The 22,227-nt window shown below is 40.1% G+C and carries 23 protein-coding genes; 15 read left to right on the top strand and 8 right to left on the bottom strand.

The genetic code is table 11. The annotated features are described in order from the left end of the window. Nucleotides 1-22: 22 nt before the first annotated feature. Nucleotides 23-517 (bottom strand): TIGR00645 family protein, encoded by a 495-nt coding sequence (locus tag AX660_RS12825; protein WP_068377575.1) that lies wholly within the window; start codon nt 515-517, stop codon nt 23-25. A gap of 70 nt (nt 518-587) precedes the next feature. Continuing rightward, on the bottom strand, nt 588-881 hold the full coding sequence (locus AX660_RS12820) for a DUF6471 domain-containing protein (RefSeq protein WP_068377573.1): 294 nt from the start codon (nt 879-881) through the stop codon (nt 588-590). Between the two features lie 217 nt (nt 882-1,098). On the opposite strand from AX660_RS12820, the gene AX660_RS12815 reads away from it, so the two are divergent. The 9 genes from AX660_RS12815 (at nt 1,099) to AX660_RS12775 (ending at nt 7,668) form a co-directional block, all read left to right on the top strand. Next, a complete protein-coding gene (locus AX660_RS12815) occupies nt 1,099-1,488 on the top strand; it encodes a YjfI family protein (RefSeq protein ID WP_068377570.1) in 390 nt (129 codons plus the stop codon). A gap of 14 nt (nt 1,489-1,502) precedes the next feature. Continuing rightward, nucleotides 1,503-2,183 (top strand): PspA/IM30 family protein, encoded by a 681-nt coding sequence (locus AX660_RS12810; protein ID WP_068377566.1) that lies wholly within the window; start codon nt 1,503-1,505, stop codon nt 2,181-2,183. 59 nt (nt 2,184-2,242) lie between these two features. Then, nucleotides 2,243-3,304 (top strand): potassium channel family protein, encoded by a 1,062-nt coding sequence (locus AX660_RS12805; protein ID WP_068377564.1) that lies wholly within the window; start codon nt 2,243-2,245, stop codon nt 3,302-3,304. Next, entirely contained in the window at nt 3,297-3,941 is a 645-nt protein-coding gene (locus tag AX660_RS12800) for a YjfK family protein (protein WP_068377559.1), read from the top strand. The genes AX660_RS12805 and AX660_RS12800 overlap by 8 nt, the downstream gene beginning before the upstream one ends. A gap of 33 nt (nt 3,942-3,974) precedes the next feature. Next, nucleotides 3,975-4,391: a DUF350 domain-containing protein gene (locus AX660_RS12795; RefSeq protein ID WP_068377558.1), complete on the top strand. Its 417-nt coding sequence runs from the start codon at nt 3,975-3,977 to the stop codon at nt 4,389-4,391. 10 nt (nt 4,392-4,401) lie between these two features. After that, a complete protein-coding gene (locus tag AX660_RS12790) occupies nt 4,402-5,067 on the top strand; it encodes a DUF1190 family protein (protein ID WP_082768901.1) in 666 nt (221 codons plus the stop codon). Between the two features lie 10 nt (nt 5,068-5,077). After that, entirely contained in the window at nt 5,078-6,241 is a 1,164-nt protein-coding gene (locus AX660_RS12785; RefSeq protein WP_068377557.1) for a glutathionylspermidine synthase family protein, read from the top strand. 76 nt (nt 6,242-6,317) lie between these two features. Then, nucleotides 6,318-6,881, top strand: coding sequence for a rhomboid family intramembrane serine protease (locus AX660_RS12780; protein ID WP_068377916.1), 564 nt, complete (start codon nt 6,318-6,320; stop codon nt 6,879-6,881). Between the two features lie 85 nt (nt 6,882-6,966). Next, on the top strand, nt 6,967-7,668 hold the full coding sequence (locus AX660_RS12775) for a VC0807 family protein (RefSeq protein WP_068377554.1): 702 nt from the start codon (nt 6,967-6,969) through the stop codon (nt 7,666-7,668). A gap of 128 nt (nt 7,669-7,796) precedes the next feature. Here AX660_RS12775 and AX660_RS12770 read toward each other — a convergent pair whose 3' ends face one another. Further along, nucleotides 7,797-9,089, bottom strand: coding sequence for an alkaline phosphatase (locus AX660_RS12770; RefSeq protein ID WP_068377552.1), 1,293 nt, complete (start codon nt 9,087-9,089; stop codon nt 7,797-7,799). Between the two features lie 141 nt (nt 9,090-9,230). Beyond that, nucleotides 9,231-10,181, bottom strand: coding sequence for a chemotaxis protein CheV (locus tag AX660_RS12765; RefSeq protein WP_068377914.1), 951 nt, complete (start codon nt 10,179-10,181; stop codon nt 9,231-9,233). A 272-nt stretch (nt 10,182-10,453) separates the two neighbouring features. On the opposite strand from AX660_RS12765, the gene AX660_RS12760 reads away from it, so the two are divergent. From AX660_RS12760 to AX660_RS12750, 3 genes are all read left to right on the top strand, one after another. Beyond that, entirely contained in the window at nt 10,454-12,055 is a 1,602-nt protein-coding gene (locus AX660_RS12760) for an isocitrate lyase (RefSeq protein WP_068377548.1), read from the top strand. A 268-nt stretch (nt 12,056-12,323) separates the two neighbouring features. After that, nucleotides 12,324-13,262 carry a LysR family transcriptional regulator gene (locus AX660_RS12755; RefSeq protein WP_068377542.1) on the top strand — a complete coding sequence of 313 codons (939 nt, stop codon included), beginning with the start codon at nt 12,324-12,326 and terminating at the stop codon, nt 13,260-13,262. 125 nt (nt 13,263-13,387) lie between these two features. Continuing rightward, nucleotides 13,388-15,586 carry a malate synthase G gene (locus AX660_RS12750; RefSeq protein ID WP_068377540.1) on the top strand — a complete coding sequence of 733 codons (2,199 nt, stop codon included), beginning with the start codon at nt 13,388-13,390 and terminating at the stop codon, nt 15,584-15,586. Here the strand turns inward: AX660_RS12750 and AX660_RS12745 are convergent. The 4 genes from AX660_RS12745 to AX660_RS12730 form a co-directional block, all read right to left on the bottom strand. Continuing rightward, nucleotides 15,583-16,692 carry a nucleotidyltransferase family protein gene (locus AX660_RS12745; RefSeq protein ID WP_068377538.1) on the bottom strand — a complete coding sequence of 370 codons (1,110 nt, stop codon included), beginning with the start codon at nt 16,690-16,692 and terminating at the stop codon, nt 15,583-15,585. The genes AX660_RS12750 and AX660_RS12745 overlap by 4 nt on opposite strands. Then, nucleotides 16,685-17,554 carry an HprK-related kinase A gene (locus AX660_RS12740; RefSeq protein ID WP_068377535.1) on the bottom strand — a complete coding sequence of 290 codons (870 nt, stop codon included), beginning with the start codon at nt 17,552-17,554 and terminating at the stop codon, nt 16,685-16,687. Before AX660_RS12740 ends, AX660_RS12745 begins: the two co-directional genes overlap by 8 nt. 267 nt (nt 17,555-17,821) lie before the next feature. Then, complete coding sequence (locus AX660_RS12735) at nt 17,822-18,412, bottom strand: hypothetical protein (protein ID WP_068377532.1); 591 nt, start codon at nt 18,410-18,412, stop codon at nt 17,822-17,824. A gap of 142 nt (nt 18,413-18,554) precedes the next feature. Next, nucleotides 18,555-19,322, bottom strand: coding sequence for a S1 family peptidase (locus tag AX660_RS12730; protein ID WP_068377525.1), 768 nt, complete (start codon nt 19,320-19,322; stop codon nt 18,555-18,557). 122 nt (nt 19,323-19,444) lie between these two features. Here AX660_RS12730 and AX660_RS12725 point away from each other — a divergent pair, with 122 nt between their 5' ends. The 3 genes from AX660_RS12725 to AX660_RS12715 all read left to right on the top strand — a co-directional run bounded on the left by AX660_RS12725 (nt 19,445) and on the right by AX660_RS12715 (nt 22,226). Next, nucleotides 19,445-20,458, top strand: coding sequence for an NAD-dependent epimerase (locus AX660_RS12725; RefSeq protein ID WP_068377522.1), 1,014 nt, complete (start codon nt 19,445-19,447; stop codon nt 20,456-20,458). Between the two features lie 69 nt (nt 20,459-20,527). Then, nucleotides 20,528-21,280 carry a YdcF family protein gene (locus AX660_RS12720; protein ID WP_068377519.1) on the top strand — a complete coding sequence of 251 codons (753 nt, stop codon included), beginning with the start codon at nt 20,528-20,530 and terminating at the stop codon, nt 21,278-21,280. Nucleotides 21,281-21,365: 85 nt separating this feature from the next. Further along, the gene (locus AX660_RS12715) at nt 21,366-22,226 is read left to right on the top strand and encodes a patatin-like phospholipase family protein (protein ID WP_068377516.1); all 861 of its coding nucleotides are present in this window, start codon (nt 21,366-21,368) and stop codon (nt 22,224-22,226) included. Nucleotide 22,227: the final 1 nt, after the last annotated feature.

Genomic DNA, 22,227 nt, shown 5'->3' with positions numbered 1-22,227 from the left:
CGTCAATATCTTATCGCAAAGCTTAGTCAGTTTTACGAGTAATCTTATCCAAATACCCCATCAAAAATGCAGACAAAACAAAGGTGAGATGCACAATTACATACCAAAACATCTTATCATTTGAGACGTTTTCTGCATCCATAAAAACCTTAAGTAAATGAATGGAAGAAATTGCCACAATTGATGCTGCCACTTTGTTTTTTAAGGAGCCCGCATCCATTTTGCCTAACCAACTGAGCTTTTCACTGCCTTCTTGTAAATCAATTTGACTAACAAAGTTTTCGTACCCAGAAAACATCACCATCACTAATAAACCACCCACTAGGGCCATATCCACCAGCGACAAGATAACTAAAATAAGATCCGTTTCTTTGATGCTAAAAAGGATAGGTACAAGATGAAATACTTCCTGAAAAAACTTTACCGCCAATGCCAATAACGCAAAACTTAAACCTAAATAAACGGGCGCTAATAACCAGCGACTTGCATACAAGGTTTTCTCTAACAATTTTTCCACTCTTTAACTCCCTCAATATTAAACTCATTGACTGACACTTTTATTGCTCTTTTGCCGCTCTTTCGCCGCTCTATTGCTGTTCTAGAGTGCGCCCCATATCAGTAAAAATATCCAAGATATCATCACGCTCAATACGGCGCATATTAAGCACATACATGATTTGTAACAACAAATCTGCCCCCATAATTCCCTTATTAACTTTATTTCTGAGGTTATCTGCGCTTTGATCGACCCCAATGGTTAACAAACGGTCGCTCAGATCCTGATATTTAGTGCCACGTTTAGACATTTCAGCTTTAATAATACGTTGGACTAACTGCCGCCAGTCTGCGGAACGGGCTTGATTATTTATTGGTATGTTCATATTTAACTAATTACCTAGCTATTTTCAGGCCTTTTTAAAAGTCTTTTAAAAGACGCCAAAACCAAACAAATGTGACGTATAATTTACATTTAAAACAAATAATGGTCAAACGTTAAAAAATAAAAGTTGACTAAAGGTTTTTTAACTGACTACACTAGCAGCGTGATGACAGCATTGTACATCGCGCTTTGGTCATACGACATACAGGAGAGTATCCATGACTTGGGATCTTAACCAACTTGAGGCCCTATTAAGTGACAATCAAGATTTAGTTGTCACCAAAGAACAAGATTGTTTGTTAATTGCAAACAGTGATGGTATCGACGCATGGTTAGCCATCAGTGGTGAGCAAATCATTATCGAAACTTTATTGTTTGCTAAAAGCGAAGTTAAAAACTGCGCCACACTGAATGAAGAAATACTGAAGACACATATGCTCTTCCCACTCACGACTGTGGGTATTTCGCAGGTAGGTGGCGATGATTATTACACCGCATTTGGCTCCTTAAGTTCACAATCTAAGGCCGAAAGCATCATTATTGAATTAAATACACTGTTCCAAAATGTCGAAGCATTTATTGATGCTTATCAAATACATTTACAGTAACTGAGGAAACGATTATGTCAGTTTGGAGAAAATTAGTTACAGCGATTAAAGGTGGAGCCACTGAAGCGGCTCAATCAGTGGTAGACGGCCAAGCTATTCGTATTTTGGAACAAGAAATCCGTGAAGCCAAAGACGAATTACGCAAATCAGATCACGCCAGAACCCAAATACTGGCTAAATGTAAACTGGCTCAGCAAAAAGTCGCAAGTTTACAAACGTCGATTGAGCAATATGAAGCTCATGCCCGTAAAGCCGTGGATAGCGATCGTCAACTGGCCTTAGATTGTGCGCAAAAAGTCGCAGATTTAAAGACCGAACAGCAGGCTGAACAGAGTTACTTGGATCAGTTTCGTCAGTCTGAAAAACAACTGGCGAATAATATCAATCAAGCTAAAGCCAATTTAAAACGTCTTGAGCAACAGGTTGATATGGTTAAAGCCACTGAATCGGTACAAAAAGCTCAAGTTGCGGTGTCGTCTCGTCATTTAGGCGCCAATAGCAAAATGAAAACGGCGACTGAATCCTTATCACGAATTCAAGAAAAACAAACACTGCGTAATGCCGAATTGCAAGCCGCAGAAGAGTTAGCCGCGGATGAGTCGAGTGATGATTTGGAAAAACGTTTAGCTGCAGCAGGTATTAAGGGCAATGCTACCTCAGCAGATGATGAGTTAAGCCGTATTTTAGGCAAATAAACTGAGTTGGGATAAATACCTGAACTCAAATCAAGCAAAAAATGGAACAGTAATTCTGCATGCTCAGTGTAAAGGTACGTAAATTAATAATCAGAGTATTCGCAGATATGCGCTGGTACAGCATTGTACTGGCGCTATTTTTTTATGCCTGTACAAGTTGGATATTATTGTGGCTAGCAGGCGAAGAAAACTTAACCCAAACCACCAATTTTATTTATTGGTTAGCTGTGACGGGTTCCACTGTAGGTTATGGCGATCTAGCGCCGTCTACCACAGCCGGTAAATACATCGTTTCTTTTTATGTCATCCCCCTGGGTTTAAGTATCTTTGCACTGATTTTAGGCCATGGTGCTAAATGGGTGTCTGACCAATGGCAAAAAGGAGTAAGAGGTTTGAAAGATTTACATGTAGAGAACCATATATTGGTGCTGGGCTGGAATGGTCAGCGCACCATGCGCTTGTTGAATTTGCTTATCCGTGAAAAAAAGTCAGTTGCAGAAAACCCCACTATTGTTTTATGTGTGCGGGCTGAAATCACTAATCCTTTGCCTGACGACATTGAGTTTGTAAAAGTCACCACCTTTAGCAATGATCAGGACATGGATCGCGCTTGTGTGGCTCGAGCTAAAGTGATTTTGATGGATAATCCAGAAGATGATCTGACCATGACTACCGCGCTGTATTGCAGTCAGCGAAATCCCAATGCCCAAATGGTGGCATATTTTAATGACGAAACCTTGGTGCCTTTGTTGCAAAAACACTGCCCCAATGTGGAATGCACTCCCAGCGTCGCGGTTGAAATGTTAGCCAAAGCGGCTTTTGACCCAGGTTCCAGTTTATTGCACCACGACCTCTTAGATGTGGATGAAGGCAATGCTCAATATTCAGTTTCTATCCCTGAAAACGTTTCACCATTATTGGTAAGCAAGTTGTTTATTGGCTTAAAACGGGATTACCGTGCCACCTTAATTGGCTTGTCACGTGCTCACCAAAAACTCTCAATTGAGGTTAATCCTGACCTTGATCAAATAGTGAACCCAGGTGATAAGATTTTTTATATTGCCGATGAGCGCATCCAGCGTTTTAACTGGAATGAGTTCAGTGGAGAAAAATATGTTTAGCCGCTTGTTTGGTAAAAAGCCTGAACCTAAAGCCAGTACGCCAGAAATTATGGGCTTGTATCTGGGTGGTTCATTTCAAATCGAACCTCTTAAGTTACGCATGCTCGAACCGCAGTTGATTATCGAAAAGGCCGCATCGACCCACATTATTCAAGCCGTGGGCGAAGTTAATCTCGATACCGGTGGAAAAATATTACGTTTTTACACTGACGACGATGCCTTTTTGCAGGTCATTTTGGACGGCGGTGATACCGAAAACCACATTACCGATGTCAAGCTGTGGTACTTTTACAGCACGACGACGATTGGTAATGAGCAACAGTGGAAATCTTTAATAAAAGACGGAATCTCTAAAGCTCAATATCCATTGGAAGACACTCGTTTTACCCGAGTGTGGGATGCAGTAGGGGATGAATCGCCGCCAGTAGCAATGACTGAAAAGACCTATGAAGAAGACGGTGATGTCAGCGAAACCGATCAGTTTGTGATGTTGTATGAAAGACAGCTTGATGGTGGAGAAGTTGAAACCTTACTGATCAGCGCGGAAGAAAAACTGGTGAATGACAACTTTGATCGTTGTTTAGTAATAAGTACCGGTTTCAATTTAACTCAGGGTGATATTACGATTAACGGCTAAACCAATATTTATCGACTAAAAAGAGGATTCAACATGGACATGATTTTACATTCAATTGCAGGCTTGGCTAATTTTGCCCTGTATTTTGCCATCTCAGTGGTACTACTTTTTGTTTTTAAGATTATTTACGCCTTTGTCACTCCCCACGACGAATGGAAGTTAGTCAAAGAGGATAAAAACCTCGCAGCAGCTGTCGGTTTTGGTGGTGCGATGATAGGTTTCAGCATTGCTTTGGCAGGTGCCGCGACTAATTCCCTGTCTATCATTGATTTTGTAGTATGGGGCATAGTAGCCATCATCGCCCAATCAATAGCTTTTGCGCTGCTACGTTTTACTTTTATGCCAAAAATTGCCGAACGCATTAACCAAAACGAAGTCTCCGCAGGCACTATGTTAGCGGCGATGTCAGTATCGGTTGGTCTGCTTAACGCTGCTTGCATGAGCTATTAGGAGGATTGATATGCGTCCTGTAGTTACTTCATACCAAGGTACTCCACAAAGAGTTACCACACAAAAACCGAGTCAGAAACGCTCGAGTTCAATCAATATATCCCGCATGCGTAAGGGTTTTAGTATTAAGCCTTTAGCTTTGGGCATAGCTGCGATTTTTCTCAGCGCTTGTGGCGAAGAAAAGGAACAGGCCACCATCTACACAAATGCAGATGAATGCGCCGCGGCCAACCCCAGTATGGCCGAGCAATGTAGAACGGCCTATCAGCAAGCAGTAGAAGAAGCAGAGCGCACAGCGCCTAAATATGCTTCTGCCCAAGATTGTGAAACGGATTTTGGCACCAATCAATGTAGGGTTGTTCGTAACGAAAGTGGCTCATTTTTTATGCCCTTTATGGCTGGCTACATGCTGAGCAATTTATTGTCGCCTCGGGGTTATTACAGCCAGCCAATGTTTACTTCCTATTCGGGTAATTCACCTTTTCGTAATCGCTGGGTTGGCTCAGACGGTTATGATTTTGGTGATCAGCGCCAACGTAATATGCGGGTTAACAAAGAGGTGTTTAAACCTAAACCTACAGTGGCAAAAACCATGAGTCGCGGCGGTTTTGGCAGTAGCGTACGAGCAAAATCCTCATGGGGCAGTAGTTCATCTAAAAGCAGTTGGGGCGGTTAATCTAAGTACCATGTTAAGAGTAGGTATTCAGGAACGGCAAAATTGGCGTAAAAAAGCAGCCGAATTTGGTTTTAGCTTTCATACCCTACAAGGTGAACCTTATTGGGATGAAAGCGCCTATTACCAATTTACCCTCCAACAAATTGAGCAGGATATAGAAGAGCCTACCTTGGAAATTCACCAGCTGTGTTTAGCTGTGGTAGACAAGGTAGTTAAAGATGAAGAGTTGCTACAAAAATTTCAGATCCCCCACGAGTTTTGGCAACCTATTGCAGACTCATGGCAGGCTAAAACCCCGAGTCTATATTCTCGTTTAGACTTTGCTTATCATGGCAAAGGCCCAGCAAAACTCTATGAAAATAATGCAGATACACCTACGTCTTTGTATGAATCTGGTTTTTGGCAATGGCTGTGGTTAGAAGACCAAGTCAATGCTGGCAAGCTCAGCAAACAAGCCGATCAATTTAATTCTCTACAAGAAAAGCTCATCCACCAACTAAGCAACATTGCTGATTTTTACGGAATAAACAGTTTGCATTTTGCGTGCTGCAAAGACACGACTGAAGACCGTGGCACAGTACAGTACTTACAAGACTGTGCCAGTGAAGCGGGTTTAAGCAGCCCTTTTGTCTATATAGAAGATATTGGCCTGAGCGAGTGTGGTCACTTTACCGACCTGCAAGACCATGTCATCAATTCCCTATTTAAGCTTTATCCTTGGGAATTTATGCAACGTGAAGAATTTGCTACGGCCATCATACCGGCACAAGTGAACTGGATTGAACCCCTGTGGAAATCCGTATTATCTAACAAGGCTTTACTGCCGATGTTATGGAAAATGTTCCCTAAGCACCCCAATCTATTGCCCTCTTATTTTGAAGACGATTTAAGTGAAGCAAGTGAGACTAAATTAATTAAAAAGCCGCTATTCTCCCGCGAAGGCGCCAATATTAGTTTACTTGAGAATGGTAAAACCATTGTTACTGGCCAAGGTCCCTATGGTGAAGAAGGATTTATTTATCAAGCCTACGCTCCCTTGCCTACCTTTGGCAAAAATCATACTTTGATTGGCTCTTGGTTAGTTAACGATCAAGCCGCAGGTATTTCGGTACGTGAGGACTCCTCCCCTATCACTCAGGATCTTTCGCGTTATTTGCCACATATTATTTTGTGACAATTGGACACGACTAAAACATAAAAATTAATTCAGACTATGGCCTAGGGTAGTCACAGTGGTCAAACAGGCTTATATGAATGTACTAACAAAAAAATGGGATACTAAACAACAAATCAAATGGATAGTTATCCTGTTGGCGGTATTAGTCGCCATTGAAGTGATCAATCTATTTAGCGGTAGAATGCTCAATCAATTAGGTAATATCCCTCGCTATGTACCCGGTTTAAAAGGCATTATTTTAGGACCGTTTATTCACGGTAGTCTGCAACACTTTTTGTCTAACCTTATACCTGTGGCTATTTTCACCTACCTCATGTTGCAATACGGTCTTAGGCGCTATTTACTGGTCAGTCTGTGGATCATCATTTTAGGTGGGATTTTAGTCTGGTTGTTTGGCCGCTCTGCCAGCCATATCGGAGCCAGTGGGCTGATATACGGCTATTTTGGTTATTTAGTTTTGGCAGGATTTTTAAGTAAAAGCTTCAAACTACTGATCATTTCTTTACTCGTCGCGTTTTTTTATGGAGGACTGATTTTTGGTGTTATGCCCACCAGCCCTTTTGTGTCTTGGGAATCTCATTTATTTGGTTTTGCGGCGGGGTTAATTGCAGCCAAACTTTGGGCTAAACCAAAGTAGTTCTGGTTGTTGAAAGTATTGATAGGTCTGCACAAGCAATCTGCCTATAATGGCAAAGCAAATATAGAATTACAGTAGGGTTAAAATGAGCGAAGAAAATCAGAAAAAACCGGGTGGCATGTTAGGCAATTTAGCATTCAATATTGTAATCCCTGTATTGATCATGACCAAGTTGAGCGGAGAAGACAGCCTGGGTCCTGCTTGGAGCATAGTGGTAGCACTACTATTCCCTATCGGTTTTGGCCTATGGGATTTAAAACAATCAGGTAAGGTGAATGCTTTTTCCATACTGGGTATTGTTAGTGTTATTCTTACTGGCGGTATCAGTCTATTAAAACTTCCGGCTGAATATATCGCTATTAAAGAGGCTGCAATTCCTGCGATCATAGGTTTAGCCGTATTGATTACCCAACGTACCAGTAAACCACTGCTCAAGGTGTTTGTTCTAAACGAGCAAATCATTAATTGGCAGAATCTTAATCAATCACTCGAAAACACCGGTACACACTCTTTGTTTGAAAAAAAGATGGCAATTAGTTCGTATATTGTTGCGGGATCTTTTTTCTTATCAGCGGCCCTTAATTACATACTAGCCAAAGTCATCTTAGTCAGCCCACCTGGCACCACCGAATACACTGAAGAACTAGGACGTATGACGGCGCTAAGTTACCCCGTTATCGTTATCCCCAGCATGATCATGCTGCTTGGTGCCCTATGGTATATCTTTGCCCAAATCAAAAAACTTACGGGTCAAGAGTTGGATCACTTTTTAGCCGAAACTAAATAAACCATTAGCTTTTAGTTACGAGCTTCGAGTGGCGAGCTAAAAACAACGCACTGCGTTAAATAAGCCTAGAACTAAACCGAAAAACGCCAGTATTAAACTGGCGTTTTAATTTTAAAACGTCGAACTAACTATTTTTTACCTAATAATTTAAAAACGTTTTTTGCTATATCAGTATTGTCCAGATGACCACGAAACAAATCACTACCCGGCCCCTTGGCAAAAATTTGCACATCCACACCGGTATGTCCGCTGGTTGTCCAACCAGTATGACTGCGAACATCTAGTATTGACTTAAGCGCTTTATAATACGCTTTACTATCTTTTGAATTAATTGCTGTTAACTTGGATTGTTCCTCGTCATTAAGCTCAAAACCAAGTTGTTCATTGGCCACAGCAATTCGATCTTTAGCATCCACCAACAAACTGGCAATATTAGAAGGGGAGCTTTTCAAACCATGTAAAAAACTCGGATCCCATTCGTACTTACCACGGGCACCTATCGTCATGCCGCCAGTACTATGATCAGCTGTTACCACAAATAGAGTGTCTGGGTGTTGCTCTACGTAATCGGCTAACCATTGTAGTGTAAGGCCCAAATCGTGCATTTCACCCATGGCAGCGGCGATATCATTTGAATGCCCACCCCAATCAATTTGGCTACCCTCTACTAACAAAAAGAAACCTTTATCGTTTTCCAATTGTTTTACTGCCGTATTCACTAAGGCAGGTAAACGTTGTTTGTTCGGCGCATCTAGTGCCCACGCCAAGCCGGTATCATCAAAGAGACCAAGCAAGGGTTTGCCAGTGCTAACGTTAGCCAGAGCGGCCATGGTATCAATATATTCGTAACCCGCTTGCTTAAACTCCTCAACCAGATTGCGGTCTTTACGAATAAAATACGTCCAACCACCACCTAACATTACATCCAGTGTAAATTGACCATTAATCCTTTGATCAAAATAACTATTGGCGATTTCATCGTAATTTTGCCGACTAACATTGTGAGCCGAAAACCCCGCAGGGGTCGCATGGTTAATTTGTGAGGTGACGGCTACACCTGTTTTACGCCCCTGTTGTTTGGCGTATTCCAACACGGTTTGCACTGGCTGTTTGTTAATATCCATGCCAATGGCGCCATTATAGGTTTTTACCCCAGTGGCTAAAGACGTAGCGCCTGCGGCTGAATCGGTAACATATCCATTAGATAAATCTGGATGGGTACTTGCCATCCCCACCAATAGTTGATCAAATATGGTCAATTCTAATTCTGGAGTATTCTTATCATCCATGTACATACGATAAGCTGTTGTATATTCAGGTCCCATACCATCGCCCACCACCATTATGATATTTTTAGGGGCTGGGCTCGCCAATACGCTACTACACACGCTAGCTAATAGTAAAATTGCACTCTTTTTCATCCAATCTCCAGAGGGTTTCTTCAAATTTGGCAGGGCAGTATAAGTCAGGTTAATGACAAAATGACTATAAAAATTGCAGAGAAATCCATAAACTTTAAAACAATCTATGTAAAGCTATATCACAAGGTTAGGACTAGCCTTTTATTCTTCTATATTAAGGACTTGGCGCATACGCTGTTGCACAACATCGACTAACAAATCGGGCTGAAACTTTGAAATAAAACGGTTACAACCGACTTTTTCCACCATGGCTTCATTAAAACTGCCACTTAATGAGGTATTTAAAGCGATGAACAAATTGCTCATTCTGGGATCTTGACGAACTTCGGCAGTTAAGCGATAACCATCCATTTCTGGCATTTCAGCATCGGTGAACATCATGAGGATTTCGTCTGTGACTGTTTTGCCTTCATCAGCCCAACTGCGTAATAAGTTCAGGGCTTTCAAACCATCTTTTTGTTCAATAATTATGATACCAAGCTGTTGCAGCGTTTCTCTGATCTGCCAACGTGCAGTTGCCGAGTCATCAACAATAAGTATCTTTTTACCTTTAAGATGCTGAGTTACTTGATCATCCAGTACTTCAGCTGAAATAGTGGTGTCATACTCAACAATTTCCGCTAAAACTTTTTCAACATCAATAATTTCAACTAGTTCTCTTGCTCCTTCAATGTCTACCTGTGTGATGGCGGTTAAGTAATTGTTTTTACCCGCGGTAGAGGGAGGAGGCTGAATATTACTCCAAGAGGTATTAATGATGCTCATGATCTGACCAATAAGGAAACCTTGTACACTGCGATTGTATTCCGTGATGATCACATTAGCAGGCTGATAATCTGTTTTATTGGCCATTTTTATCGCAGCTCGTAAATCGATAATAGGGATCGACGAGCCCCGGTAGTTTGTTACACCTTTGAGATGAGCATGAGAGCCAGGTAGTTGATTAAGTAAAGGAACGGTAATGACTTCTCTGACTTTAAATACGTTTAACGCAAAAGTATGGCGAGTACCCAATTTAAACATCAATAACTCAAGTCGGTTTTCTCCAACCAGTTGAGTTCTTTGATCAATGGATGCTAATAATTCTGACATATTTCCCACCGTTTCTATTGAGCTGGCCATAATAAATGCATATTAAAACGCATTCATTCTCATGAATAGTAGCCACTGTGTGCACAAACACCTAACTGTTCAACTTATAATCGTAATCCAATCACAACAACCATTCACAACATGAATAACGAAAATGAAATATATAGTATTTTTATATGTGTATTTCTGACTTAGGATGTTTGCAACGTGGTGAACACAATAATAATAAGGTTCCCATATCGCCTTACCCTACAAACAAAAGGAACATCCTAATGTCACAGTATCAAAATAATATTGCTTCTGTCGAAAAACTTGTCAACCAACAGCTGGGTACCTGGAAAGCAATTAGCCCTGCTTACGCTGCTCGCATGCAGATCCAAAACCGCTTTAAGACAGGTTTAGACATAGCCAAATATACTGCCGCTATTATGCGTAAAGATATGGAAGATTATGACAGAGATCCAACTAATTACACTCAATCCTTAGGTTGTTGGCACGGTTTTATTGGTCAACAAAAGATGCTAGCGATAAAAAAACATCATGGTACTACCGATAAACGCTACTTATATTTGTCTGGCTGGATGGTGGCGGCGTTACGTTCTGAATTTGGCCCCCTGCCCGACCAATCCATGCATGAAAAAACCAGCGTACCTGCCCTCATCGAAGAGTTGTATACCTTTTTACGTCAGGCGGATGCCCGTGAACTAGGTGAATTGTTCAAGCAATTGGACCAAGCTCAACAAGAAGGGCTAAATACCAGTAAAATCATGGCACAAATTGATAACTATCAAACCCATGTGGTGCCCATTATTGCTGACATTGATGCCGGTTTTGGCAACGAAGAAGCTACCTACCTATTAGCGAAAAAAATGATCGAGGCAGGTGCTTGTTGTATCCAAATTGAAAACCAAGTATCAGATGCCAAACAATGTGGTCATCAAGACGGCAAAGTTACCGTACCCCATGAAGACTTTTTGGCCAAAATAAATGCGGTACGTTACGCATTTTTAGAACTGGGCGTAGACGACGGTATCATTGTTGCGCGCACGGATTCATTAGGCGCTGGTCTTACGCAAAAAATCCCCGTGTCACAACACGTTAATGATTTGGCCGCCCAATACAATCAGTTTTTAGATACTACGGAAGTAAGCAGCGTAAACGACTTAGCTGAAGGGGATTCGGTATTAAAACAAAACGGCAAATTAGTAAAACCCACACGTTTGCCCAATGGTTTATACAAATTTAAAGACGGTAGTGGTTTTGATCGTGTAGTACTGGATTGCATCACCTCCTTACAAAACGGTGCTGATTTGTTGTGGATAGAAACCGAAAAACCTCATGTCGGACAAATAGGCGACATGGTTCGGGCTATCAGACAAACTATACCCAATGCAAAGTTGGTATATAACAACTCTCCTTCTTTTAACTGGACTTTAAGTTTCCGTCAGCAGGTATTTGACCTGTGGCAAACCGAAGGAAAAGACTTGAGCAACTATCAACGTGAAAGTTTAATGTCAGCGCAATACGATGACTCAGAATTAGCTCAAGTTGCCGATGATAAGATCAGAACTTTTCAAGCTGATGCGGCCCGTGAAGCTGGCATATTCCATCACCTAATCACCTTGCCAACTTATCACACTGCTGCCTTATCTACTGATAACTTAGCTAAAGGATACTTTGGCAGCGAAGGCATGCTGGCCTACGTGAAAGGTGTACAACGTCAAGAGATTCGTCAAGGGTTAGCTTGTGTGAAACATCAAGCGATGGCGGGATCTAATCTTGGTGATGATCACAAAGAGTATTTTTCTGGTGAACAAGCCCTTAAGGCTTCAGGTAAAGATAATACGATGAATCAATTTGATGTAGCCGTGTAACTAGCCTTAATACGAAATAATTCAATGGTGCAGACTCACTAACTTCAGTTTGTCTGCACTTTGCTATTGCTAGCCCTTAAATATCTTAGCTTAAGCTTTACATCAATAACCTGAATGCAAAATTAGGTATTAAATTCTGTCATATAAAACCACTAACGCATAACCCATTGTTTTTATTATAATTAAAAAACAAAATTTTCTCTGGCCTTATAAAATCAGCCACGTAGAATTCAGCTACATAATCTATCTCTTTCAAGCCATTAAAAATATGAATATTGCCAAGATCGATCTTAACTTGCTGGTTTATTTGGATGTATTACTTCGAGAAGGCAGTGTCACCAAAGCCGCCAATCATTTAAGTATTACCCAACCGGCCATGAGTAATGGTTTAAAACGTTTACGTGATGTGTTTAAAGATCCATTATTAGTGCGCACCAGCGATGGCATGACACCAACCAAAAGAGCCACTGAACTACAGCCCGTTATTCGGGATGTCTTAGCTAAACTCGAGAGTGCTATCCAACCTGAAACCGAGTTTTCACCAATATCGAGCACTCGCACGTTTCGTATTATGGCCAGTGATTATGCCGAATCAACCTTACTTTTAGAGGTGATCAGACGCTTAAGTCAGTTAGCTCCCAATATCACTCTGGATTTAATCACCCCAAGTGACGTGAGTTTTCACGATGTTGAGCAAGGCCGTGTTGATATGGCTATCAACCGTTTTGAAGAGCTGCCACTTTCTTTTCATCAAAAGGTCATCTGGTATGACACCTTTTCTTGTGTGGTAAACAGTAGTAATCCTATTGTTAAGCAGTTTGATTTATATAATTATTTGGCGAGCAGACATATTTGGGTGAGTAAAACTGGTTTTGGTGTGGGTGTAGGGATCGACCCTACTGAAGTACAAAAACTGGGATGGGTAGACGCTGAATTAACCAAAATCGGCAAAAAACGCGATATCTGTGTATTTACTCGCCACTATCATGTGGCACTGCAATTAGCCAAAGCGCAAAACCTTGTTGCTACTTTGCCTTCTAAAGCCGCCAACTTGTATAAAAGTGACCCGCAGGTAGAAATTTTAACGCCACCTTTTGATATTCCGCCTATCGCCTTAAAAATGGCTTGGAGTGCATTATTGCAACACGATGCAGGGCATATCTGGCTAAGACGCTTAATCACGGATATTGGAGCAGAACTGAGTTAATCATCTGCTATCACTTAGCGCCTTGCACATTCATGAAATAAATAGCTGCAATGCATGGCATAAATTAAACATTATGATAATTATTCAATAATATTCGTTTAAGCAATGAATAAAACGAGCAAACAATGAATAATTATATCCAGCATGGAAACCTGCAGATTGCAGCGCAATTACATACCTTTTTAACACAGCAAGTTTTACCTGATTCAGGCTTGGTAGAGTCAGATTTTTGGATAGGTTTTGAAAAACTATTATTCGATTTAACCCCAGTTAACCAAGCTCTTTTACAAAAAAGAAATGAACTTCAACAACAGATAAATAACTTTTGTATCAACCACAAAAGCGCTTCTGCTCAGCAATATAAAAGCTTTTTAAAAGAGATTGGCTATTTGTTACCCGAGCCAGCAGATTTTACAATTACGACAGCAAATGTTGATCCAGAAATTGCCACTATGGCAGGGCCACAGCTGGTAGTACCCATTAACAATGCCCGTTTTGCCCTAAATGCCGCAAATGCCAGATGGGGAAGTTTATACGATGCCGTATATGGCTCTGATATTATTGCTGAAACCGAAGGTAAGTTTAAAGGTCCGGGTTTTAATCCAATAAGGGGCAAAGCAGTTGTTAGTTATGTACGTAACTGGCTTGACTCGTTGCTTCCTCTTGAATCTGGCAGTCATCAAACCAGTGTGGCCTACGCCATTAACACAGGTGAACTGCTTGTTACCTTGGCAGATGGCGCTACAACTCGCTTGCAAAACCCAAGTCAGCTTGTCGGTTTTAATGGCAAACAACAGCAAGCTACCAGCATGTTATTTACTCATCACGGTTTACATGTGGAATTGTTGTTTGATATTGACAGTCCTAACGCCAGTGGCGACCCCGCTACTCTCAAAGACGTAATACTTGAAGCTGCATTGACCACTATAATGGACTGTGAAGACTCAGTAGCAGCCGTTGATGCTGAAGATAAAACCTTGGTTTATCAAAACTGGTTAGGTTTAATTAAAGGTGATTTAACTGCAGAAGTACAACAAGGTAGTAAATTAGTAAAACGACAATTAAACCCAAATCGTGAATACCAAGACTTTCGCGGCAGCAGCTTTAGCTTAAATAGCCGTAGCCTGATGTTTATCAGAAACGTGGGGCATTTGATGACCAGCGATGCCATATTGTGTCAGGGCGAGCCCATCCCCGAAGGCATTATGGATGCTGTAATCACCTCCTTAATAGCTAAACATGATTTGCTTAATCATGGCCAATACAAAAACAGCCTAACCGGCAGTATTTACATTGTTAAACCTAAAATGCACGGCCCTGAAGAAGTCGCGTTTACTGATACCTTGTTTGCGCGAGTAGAACAATTATTAGCTCTGCCACCCAACACTATCAAAATGGGCATTATGGATGAAGAGCGCCGCACCAGCCTTAACTTAAGAGCCTGTATACATGCTGCAAAAGCCCGCGTGGTATTTATCAATACTGGATTTTTAGACCGTACCGGTGATGAAATCCATACTTCGATGTTACTTGGTGCCTTTGCGCCTAAAGCTGAGATCAAAACCAGAGCTTGGCTAAGTGCTTACGAAAAACTGAATGTGATCAACGGCATACAAACCGGTATGTCGGGCAAGGCGCAAATAGGCAAAGGCATGTGGCCTGTTCCAGATCAAATGGCCAATATGATGCAGGCTAAATTAGGCCATGTTCAATCAGGAGCCAATACGGCATGGGTACCCTCACCTACCGCTGCTACCCTACACGCACTGCATTACCACCAGCTGGATGTGTTTTCACAACGTCAACAACTGAGTTTATTTAACTCCGGCATGTTAGATGACATGCTGCAAGTACCCTTACTAACTGCAGACCACAAACTCACACCAGACAATATTCAGGATGAACTGGATAATAATGTACAAGGAATTCTGGGATATGTGGTGCGCTGGATAAATCAGGGCATTGGTTGCTCTAAAGTACCTGATATTAATAATGTAGGTTTGATGGAAGACCGCGCCACGCTGCGTATCTCAAGTCAACATATTGCCAACTGGCTGGAACATAATATTGTTAGTGCAAAACAAGTAGATAAGTCGTTATTAAAAATGGCCAAATTGGTGGATGAGCAAAATTGTAGTGATCCAGACTATATCAGCATGACATCCAATACTCAGGACTCTATTGCTTTTCAAGCCGCTCACCAGTTAATTTTTAAAGGCAAAGAGCAAGCTAATGGTTATACCGAGCCAGTTTTGCATACAAGGAGGCGGGAATTTAAACAGACTCACAGAAAGAGCAGTAAAAGCCAAACTCAATTATCTTAAGGTTGATCTAGTTGCTTGGTAAACACATGTTTGCCAAATAACATTTGCATTATTGCCACGCCGCTTTTGGTGAATAAATGGTAAATCAGTATATGTAGCGGCATTTTTTGAAAATGCCCTCTGAGCAGTACCAAAAACTCTGCCAATCCAAAAAACTTAGGCTGACAAATAGGGTGATTTGGTTGTAAGGTGTTGGTATAAATAAAATCCAAAAAAGCAATATTCCAAGGTCTGAATTGGGCTATAGCATTCTCTGCATAATCTGGGATTTGAGTGCCCAAAAATCTATGACAATAACGACAGGCTAAAAACAACTCCAGGCCAAAACCTGTTTCTTTAGCGAGACGAATTAAACCCAACCAAAACTCTTTATTATTGTTCGACATCATCAAAGTATGGATATCAATAAGATCCCTATAACCCTTTTTGACTTCTTCATTAAAAAATAAATGAATTAAACTGTGCAAGGTCATCGCTGGTGCGGATAACACCTGAAATCCTTCAGGCGTTTTTACGCTTTGTTGCATAAACAAACTTGGCTGAATCTGCCGGCCAGAAATAAGAGGCACAATGTTATGGTGAATATCGACAATAGTACCTCGCTTACCATGTCTTAGTGGAGGAATTTCATGCGCCCATTTACGATAATATTTTTCATCATGGCTGGTTAATTCTTGGCTTAACCACCCCAATAAACGCATCTTTTTCTCTACGCCTTCGATCGATTCTTTATCCGTCAATAAATCAATATCATTGTAAATACGCCCTTCACCAACAGCAGCATTGGCCAAAGTATAACCCGCACCTTTAAGAAAAATTAACTCTCCGCCCTGATCTGACAGATCACGAGTTAATTCTGCCGCTTCATATTTAACCTGCATTTTATGGTTTGTGGCTAAGATATCCGCATTAAGAAAATGACGTTGTATCCGTGTAGGTATGCGCTCAAAAAAAAACGTTTGTTTGAACCGCGCTGAATAACAGGCTAGCAACTGCTGATGGCGTAATATTAATACTAAATTCTGCCACTGATTAAAAGTAAACTTGGTGGCACTTTCAGGTGAGACATAAACTCGAATGACTAAGTCAGCAGAAATATCATGCATTCTCAATAATTTCCTGTTGTAAAAAATCAGCCACATCTTGCAAATTATTATGGAAAATTTCGAAGGTTTTTACTCCATCAATGATATTGCTTAAGGTTTTAAACGCTACATCACGCAACATCCCGTAATTGATAGCATTATCTACCAACTGCATAAAGGCTTGGGTTTTGTCTAACTGATAAATTTGTAAGTCTTGATTAGCGCGATAATTGGGAAATACCACGGCCACCAACTCGGCTGGTGTTACTTGATTATCCCAGCTTAATTCAGGCGGAGAAAGGTGGATCACGTCGCCCTTATGAGTGTCTTTTGCAATGTCGGAAAATTTACCATGTGGAAACAAGTTTTTTGCGATATCGATTGACTGATTCTTCAAACATATTGGTCTTACAAAAGGAATTACCGTTTTAGTCAACGGCACGATGAGTGCCATTTCGTCTGAAAACAAACGCCAACCGTTATGGGCTAAATAAGCCGTCAGCGTGCTTTTACCTGAACCTGGAGGTGCTGGAAACAATATCGCTTTATTACCTTTAGCCAAAACGGCAGAGTGGATAATTACGTGCTGTAGTTCATTAGCTGCTACTGTCCAATTCATTCCCCATTCCAAAAATGCGTAAGCTTTTTGAAAGCTTAAGGGTTTAAAGGGTTCTAGTTGATCACAAAAAAACTGCGCTTGAGGTCGAATAAACGAGCGTATCCCAGAGGATTTTTTAACAGAAAGTTGATAATCAGCACTTTCTTCAAAATTTTGTATTAATTGTTTGCCATAGATAGTTGATAGATTTTGAATGACTTGAGGTAAATCAGTTTTAACTGAAAAGGAAAAAGGATGTAAATCTAATAAGTAGTTTTTCAGCATCGATTAACTTATCCCAAGCTTTATAAATCCCTTGTTTACAAGAGATTCGACAACCAATTTATTTTCTTCCGATAATTCTATTTTGGAGGGAGTGGATAACAATTGAGTTAATTCTAGTTCGCTTAACTTTACACTTAATGTCTCACCAGAGATTGAATGTAAAAATACACAACCAGAAAGATCACAAAAGGAGTGCCAAAGCACTCCTTTATTTAGTATGTATTTCAAACTAAAACCATTGAAGCTAAAATTTAAAGTATAAGTGATTTAGCAACTCGAAAAGCCACTATATTCACTAATTGTTTTATTCAATGTTATACCAGTAGATGCAGCATTATTTTTTGCCGAATTATATAAAAAAGATGCAAAGACCGATTTACTATTATGATGAAGCTCTAATACAGGGTAAAAAACACCAGAACCATTATCATGGTTAATTGCGTTTAAGTACATAACAACCATACTAACGTTAACACTGTTTATTCCACGCTTGTTTTTATTGCTATTGCTATTGTTGTTGCTGTTATATGCATCGAATATTTGACCAAATGTGAAATCATCGTCGCCTCGATTTCCATGTTTATCAAATGGTTTACCACCAAAAACATGTTTAAACGACATACCTCGATAGTTATCATTGTTAAATGAAGTTACACCCAATAATTTAGTGCAATCACCTTGATCGAAGTTTGAACCATGCCCAGAAGCCGCAATAGAGCCATTTGAAGTTGCCCAAGCAGAGCGCCCAGGAATTGAAGCAATAACAGCACCAGCAGAGGCACGTTTTAGAAATGTTCGACGCACGCTGGTATTAGCGTCTGTCGATGGGACATTGCTGTCTGGATTATCAAGATTCATACTATTTCCTTAAATTTAACTTCTTTAATTTGATAGCAATTTACAAGCCACAAGTTAAGCGATTGAAATACAAAGATTTATTTTTTTCAAAAATCTATTTCGTAAAGTATTCTGACACAGAATATAAAATAATGATTATTATTTATAAATTTGCACCATTTGCAAGCACCTTAAGGTACTTTATCGGAATGGCATAACTAATACCTGATGGTTTTTCAAGCACTGTCTCTTTGCTTTCTTTAATAAACACTTTATTTAACACCCCAACAACTTCGCCATTATCGGCATTATAGAGAGGACTACCGCTATTACCTGGATAGGCGGTTATATCAAGTTGATAAATAAGATAAGGGTTTTTGAGTTTTTCTAGTAACTTGTTACTCAACATATTTGAATTAACACTGGGGATAACATCCGGGCTGGATGCAGCGACAATGCCTCTGTGAGTAGCTGGAAATAACCCTAAGATAGCGCCAATCGGAAAACCTGTTAATAGTACTTCAGCACCGTCATTCAGCATCTCATCGCTAGCTAATACAACAGGCGTTAATTTAGTGTCCAATTTTAAAATGGCGAGGTCATGAATGGGATCTTTGGCAATGATTTCTGCCCTGTGTATATTGGGTGCTCGGCCAGAGCCAGAAAACACGATATGATATTGCACCACTTTAGGATCTAAATCGTGAGAAACCACGTGATAGTTAGTCGCCACCAAACTACCGTCACCAAACACAAAACCAGTACCTCGCAGTTGATGAGTTTGCGCACCAAGTGCATCGTATAATCCAACACCAACAACCGAGGGTTTAATTTTTGCCACGACAGCTTCGATTGAATGAGCATGAACATTACTAACAATAAAAATTAGACTTGTTAGCTTAAAAAAACTAAACACTAAAGTTCTAAACATACATCTCATCACTTTTCTAGTTGTAATCAATAAATATAATGACAAATATACATAGTCACCGCCAGCAGACTTTATTATTGTTATAAAAACTATGTTACAAGAATTACTCTAAAGGATATTTAATGAAAGTTTTAGTAACCGGTGTCGCGGGATTTATTGGTTTCCACGTTGCCAACTACCTCATTAGTAGAGGAGATACTGTTGTTGGGATAGACAATATCAATGATTATTACGACATCAAATTAAAACAAGGGCGTTTACAAGAGCTTGCCATACACAAGGATGCCCATTTATTTACCTTTATTAAAATGGATATTGCCGAACGCTCAGCAATGGAGACTCTTTTTGCTGAACAACAGTTTGATAAAGTCATCCATCTTGCTGCTCAGGCAGGTGTTAGGTATTCGATCGAAAATCCTCATGCCTATATCGACAGTAACATCGTTGGTTTCATGAACATATTAGAAGGCTGCCGTCATCATAAAGTACAACATCTTGTTTATGCTTCATCAAGTTCAGTATATGGTGCCAATGAAGCTATGCCCTTTTCCGTTAAAGATAATGTAGATCATCCCGTCTCTTTATATGCAGCAAGTAAAAAAGCAAATGAGTTGATGGCACATACTTATAGTCATTTATATGAGCTACCAACCACTGGCTTGCGCTTTTTCACCGTTTACGGCCCATGGGGTAGACCTGATATGGCCTTGTTTAAATTCACTCAAGCCATACTAAAAAATCAAGCTATCGATGTTTATAATTTTGGTAACCACCGCAGAGACTTTACTTACATTGATGACATCGTAAAAGGCATCATATTGTCATTGGATCAAAATGTTTGCGGTAACAAGGCTTGGAATGGTCAACACCCTGATCCCAGTACCAGCAAAGCCCCCTGGAAAATTTATAATATTGGTGCGCAAACTCCAGTCAATTTATTAGAATTTATTGAAACTCTCGAAACCGCACTAGGAAAAACAGCACAAAAAAATCTACTACCAATGCAAGCTGGTGATGTACCGGATACTTATGCTGATGTATCCGCGCTCAATATTGATGTTGGATACAACCCATCAACCAATTTAGTTGATGGCATAGGCCAATTTGTTAGTTGGTATAAAAAATTTTACGGATAGTTACGTATGATTAGTAAAATCGTTTTACACACTACGTCCACTAGATTTTGTTAACTAAGGCTGTTAATTATGCTTGCTCAAATAGCGTCAGTGCTAAGCTCTCCCTTAGTTCATGCGCCCGTTTTTTACTTACTTATCGTTTCGATTGGCGTTTTTAGCTCACGCAAAAAACTTTTTAAATATTTATCTTTTATTCCAATTGTGTGGTTTTTTTTATGCAGCATGACATATCCCAGTGTCAGATTAGTTAAACCTTTGGAAGATCAATATCCCGTCATCAATATCGAGTCAAAAACATGGCGAGATGCACAAGCTATAGTGGTACTTGCCTGCAACTATTTTGAGGATGAAGAACTTCCTTTTGTTTCGCGCTGGCCTAACTGTTCTTTGCAACGAAATATGCATACTGCAATGATGTATCAAGCCTATCCTTTGCCTATATATTTAGCAGGAGACGTTCTTGGTCACAATGACAAAATCGCACAAGCTATGCACAACAAACAGTTCTTTGAAAAATTCGGTGTGCCGGCAGAGGATATTTTTACAATTGCAAAAGGAAGAAGTACTGAAACCGAAGTCTCTGCTTTAGTGTCAATTCTCGATGGAAAAAAGATCGCTTTAGTTACATCAGCGAGTCATTTACCTAGGGCCGTAGCCTATTTTTCAACTCTTGGGATAGACGTAATACCTGTACCAGTCGAACATTTTAGCCGTCGAAAAATTGAATTTAGCCTTGGCTTACCCAATGCTCTCAGTTTATATAGAAGTGAGCGCGCGATTCATGAATATCTTGGTTTAATTTATCAACGGTTTTTATTGTGAAATTTTACTTTAGCTAGTTCTGGACGATAATAAACTCGATATTGTTGTTAATTAAGGAAAACATGATGCGTAGGATTGTTTTACTATGAGTAAAATTGTACCTATTTTTTCAGGGGGAGGAACTAGATTATCAGCTCATATTGGCATTCTAAAAGCGCTCGATGTACTGAACATTGAATTCAAACATATAGTAGGAGTATCTGGCGGATCAATTGTTTCTTCGCTTTACTGTTCTGGCATGCCACTGGAAGAAATAAAACAGCTAGCCTTAGATACTGATTTTAGAGAATTCCGAGGGTTTTCTCTTATTAGGTTAATTACTCAGGGCGGATTGTGTTCTGGTGATAAATTCGAAAAGTGGATGGATAAACTGTTAAATGGAGCCACATTTGACGATATCGAAAAAGATTTACATATATTAGCAACTGACGTAAACGGTGGTGGGCCTGTAATTTTTAATAAAACAACTTCTCCCAAACTAAAAGTGTCAAAAGCCGTTCGGTTTTCAATGTCAATTCCCCTTTTTTTTAGTTTCCAAAGCTATGGAAGTCACATTTTAGTTGATGGGGCGATATTATCAGAAGATGCGCTTTATAATGATTGGGCCGGTGATGGCACTAAGATTATTTGCTTCAGATTAAAAAGCGATCAAGTCAGCGAACCTAAATTCAAAAAAAGTTGGTTGCCAATTAAGCAATATGTGATGATGCTGATAAGAACTTTTATGACCGCTATGTCAAGAGAATATGTGCACGACAATCATTGGCAGAATACTATAGTAGTCAATACTGGCGTACTTTCTCCGGTTGATTTCAATGTATCTCTTGAGCAAAAAGAACAACTATTTAAAGTCGGGTATGAGACAGCTTTGGAGTTTGTACCTAAACGTTTGTCTGATCATAAAAGAGATAAAAATGTCCCCAACGTTAGTTTTAGTGGATCATAAG

Origin of the sequence: Paraglaciecola hydrolytica (assembly GCF_001565895.1) — a bacterium.
Classification (GTDB): Bacteria; Pseudomonadota; Gammaproteobacteria; order Enterobacterales; family Alteromonadaceae; genus Paraglaciecola; species Paraglaciecola hydrolytica.
This window is presented reverse-complemented; position numbering and strand designations above follow the sequence as displayed.

Bases quoted from the DNA above. Each gene is read 5' to 3' on its own strand.
- AX660_RS12820 (WP_068377573.1), bottom strand. From the start codon at position 881: ATGAACATACCAATAAATAATCAAGCCCGTTCCGCAGACTGGCGGCAG.
- AX660_RS12730 (WP_068377525.1), bottom strand. From the start codon at position 19,322: ATGTTTAGAACTTTAGTGTTTAGTTTTTTTAAGCTAACAAGTCTAATT.
- AX660_RS12775 (WP_068377554.1), top strand. From the start codon at position 6,967: ATGAGCGAAGAAAATCAGAAAAAACCGGGTGGCATGTTAGGCAATTTA.
- AX660_RS12800 (WP_068377559.1), top strand. From the start codon at position 3,297: ATGTTTAGCCGCTTGTTTGGTAAAAAGCCTGAACCTAAAGCCAGTACG.
- AX660_RS12780 (WP_068377916.1), top strand. From the start codon at position 6,318: ATGAATGTACTAACAAAAAAATGGGATACTAAACAACAAATCAAATGG.
- AX660_RS12715 (WP_068377516.1), top strand. From the start codon at position 21,366: ATGAGTAAAATTGTACCTATTTTTTCAGGGGGAGGAACTAGATTATCA.
- AX660_RS12805 (WP_068377564.1), top strand. From the start codon at position 2,243: ATGCTCAGTGTAAAGGTACGTAAATTAATAATCAGAGTATTCGCAGAT.
- AX660_RS12755 (WP_068377542.1), top strand. From the start codon at position 12,324: ATGAATATTGCCAAGATCGATCTTAACTTGCTGGTTTATTTGGATGTA.
- AX660_RS12765 (WP_068377914.1), bottom strand. From the start codon at position 10,181: ATGTCAGAATTATTAGCATCCATTGATCAAAGAACTCAACTGGTTGGA.
- AX660_RS12760 (WP_068377548.1), top strand. From the start codon at position 10,454: ATGTCACAGTATCAAAATAATATTGCTTCTGTCGAAAAACTTGTCAAC.
- AX660_RS12785 (WP_068377557.1), top strand. From the start codon at position 5,078: ATGTTAAGAGTAGGTATTCAGGAACGGCAAAATTGGCGTAAAAAAGCA.
- AX660_RS12745 (WP_068377538.1), bottom strand. From the start codon at position 16,692: ATGCATGATATTTCTGCTGACTTAGTCATTCGAGTTTATGTCTCACCT.
- AX660_RS12770 (WP_068377552.1), bottom strand. From the start codon at position 9,089: ATGAAAAAGAGTGCAATTTTACTATTAGCTAGCGTGTGTAGTAGCGTA.
- AX660_RS12725 (WP_068377522.1), top strand. From the start codon at position 19,445: ATGAAAGTTTTAGTAACCGGTGTCGCGGGATTTATTGGTTTCCACGTT.
- AX660_RS12735 (WP_068377532.1), bottom strand. From the start codon at position 18,412: ATGAATCTTGATAATCCAGACAGCAATGTCCCATCGACAGACGCTAAT.
- AX660_RS12815 (WP_068377570.1), top strand. From the start codon at position 1,099: ATGACTTGGGATCTTAACCAACTTGAGGCCCTATTAAGTGACAATCAA.
- AX660_RS12790 (WP_082768901.1), top strand. From the start codon at position 4,402: ATGCGTCCTGTAGTTACTTCATACCAAGGTACTCCACAAAGAGTTACC.
- AX660_RS12720 (WP_068377519.1), top strand. From the start codon at position 20,528: ATGCTTGCTCAAATAGCGTCAGTGCTAAGCTCTCCCTTAGTTCATGCG.
- AX660_RS12750 (WP_068377540.1), top strand. From the start codon at position 13,388: ATGAATAATTATATCCAGCATGGAAACCTGCAGATTGCAGCGCAATTA.
- AX660_RS12740 (WP_068377535.1), bottom strand. From the start codon at position 17,554: ATGCTGAAAAACTACTTATTAGATTTACATCCTTTTTCCTTTTCAGTT.
- AX660_RS12810 (WP_068377566.1), top strand. From the start codon at position 1,503: ATGTCAGTTTGGAGAAAATTAGTTACAGCGATTAAAGGTGGAGCCACT.
- AX660_RS12795 (WP_068377558.1), top strand. From the start codon at position 3,975: ATGGACATGATTTTACATTCAATTGCAGGCTTGGCTAATTTTGCCCTG.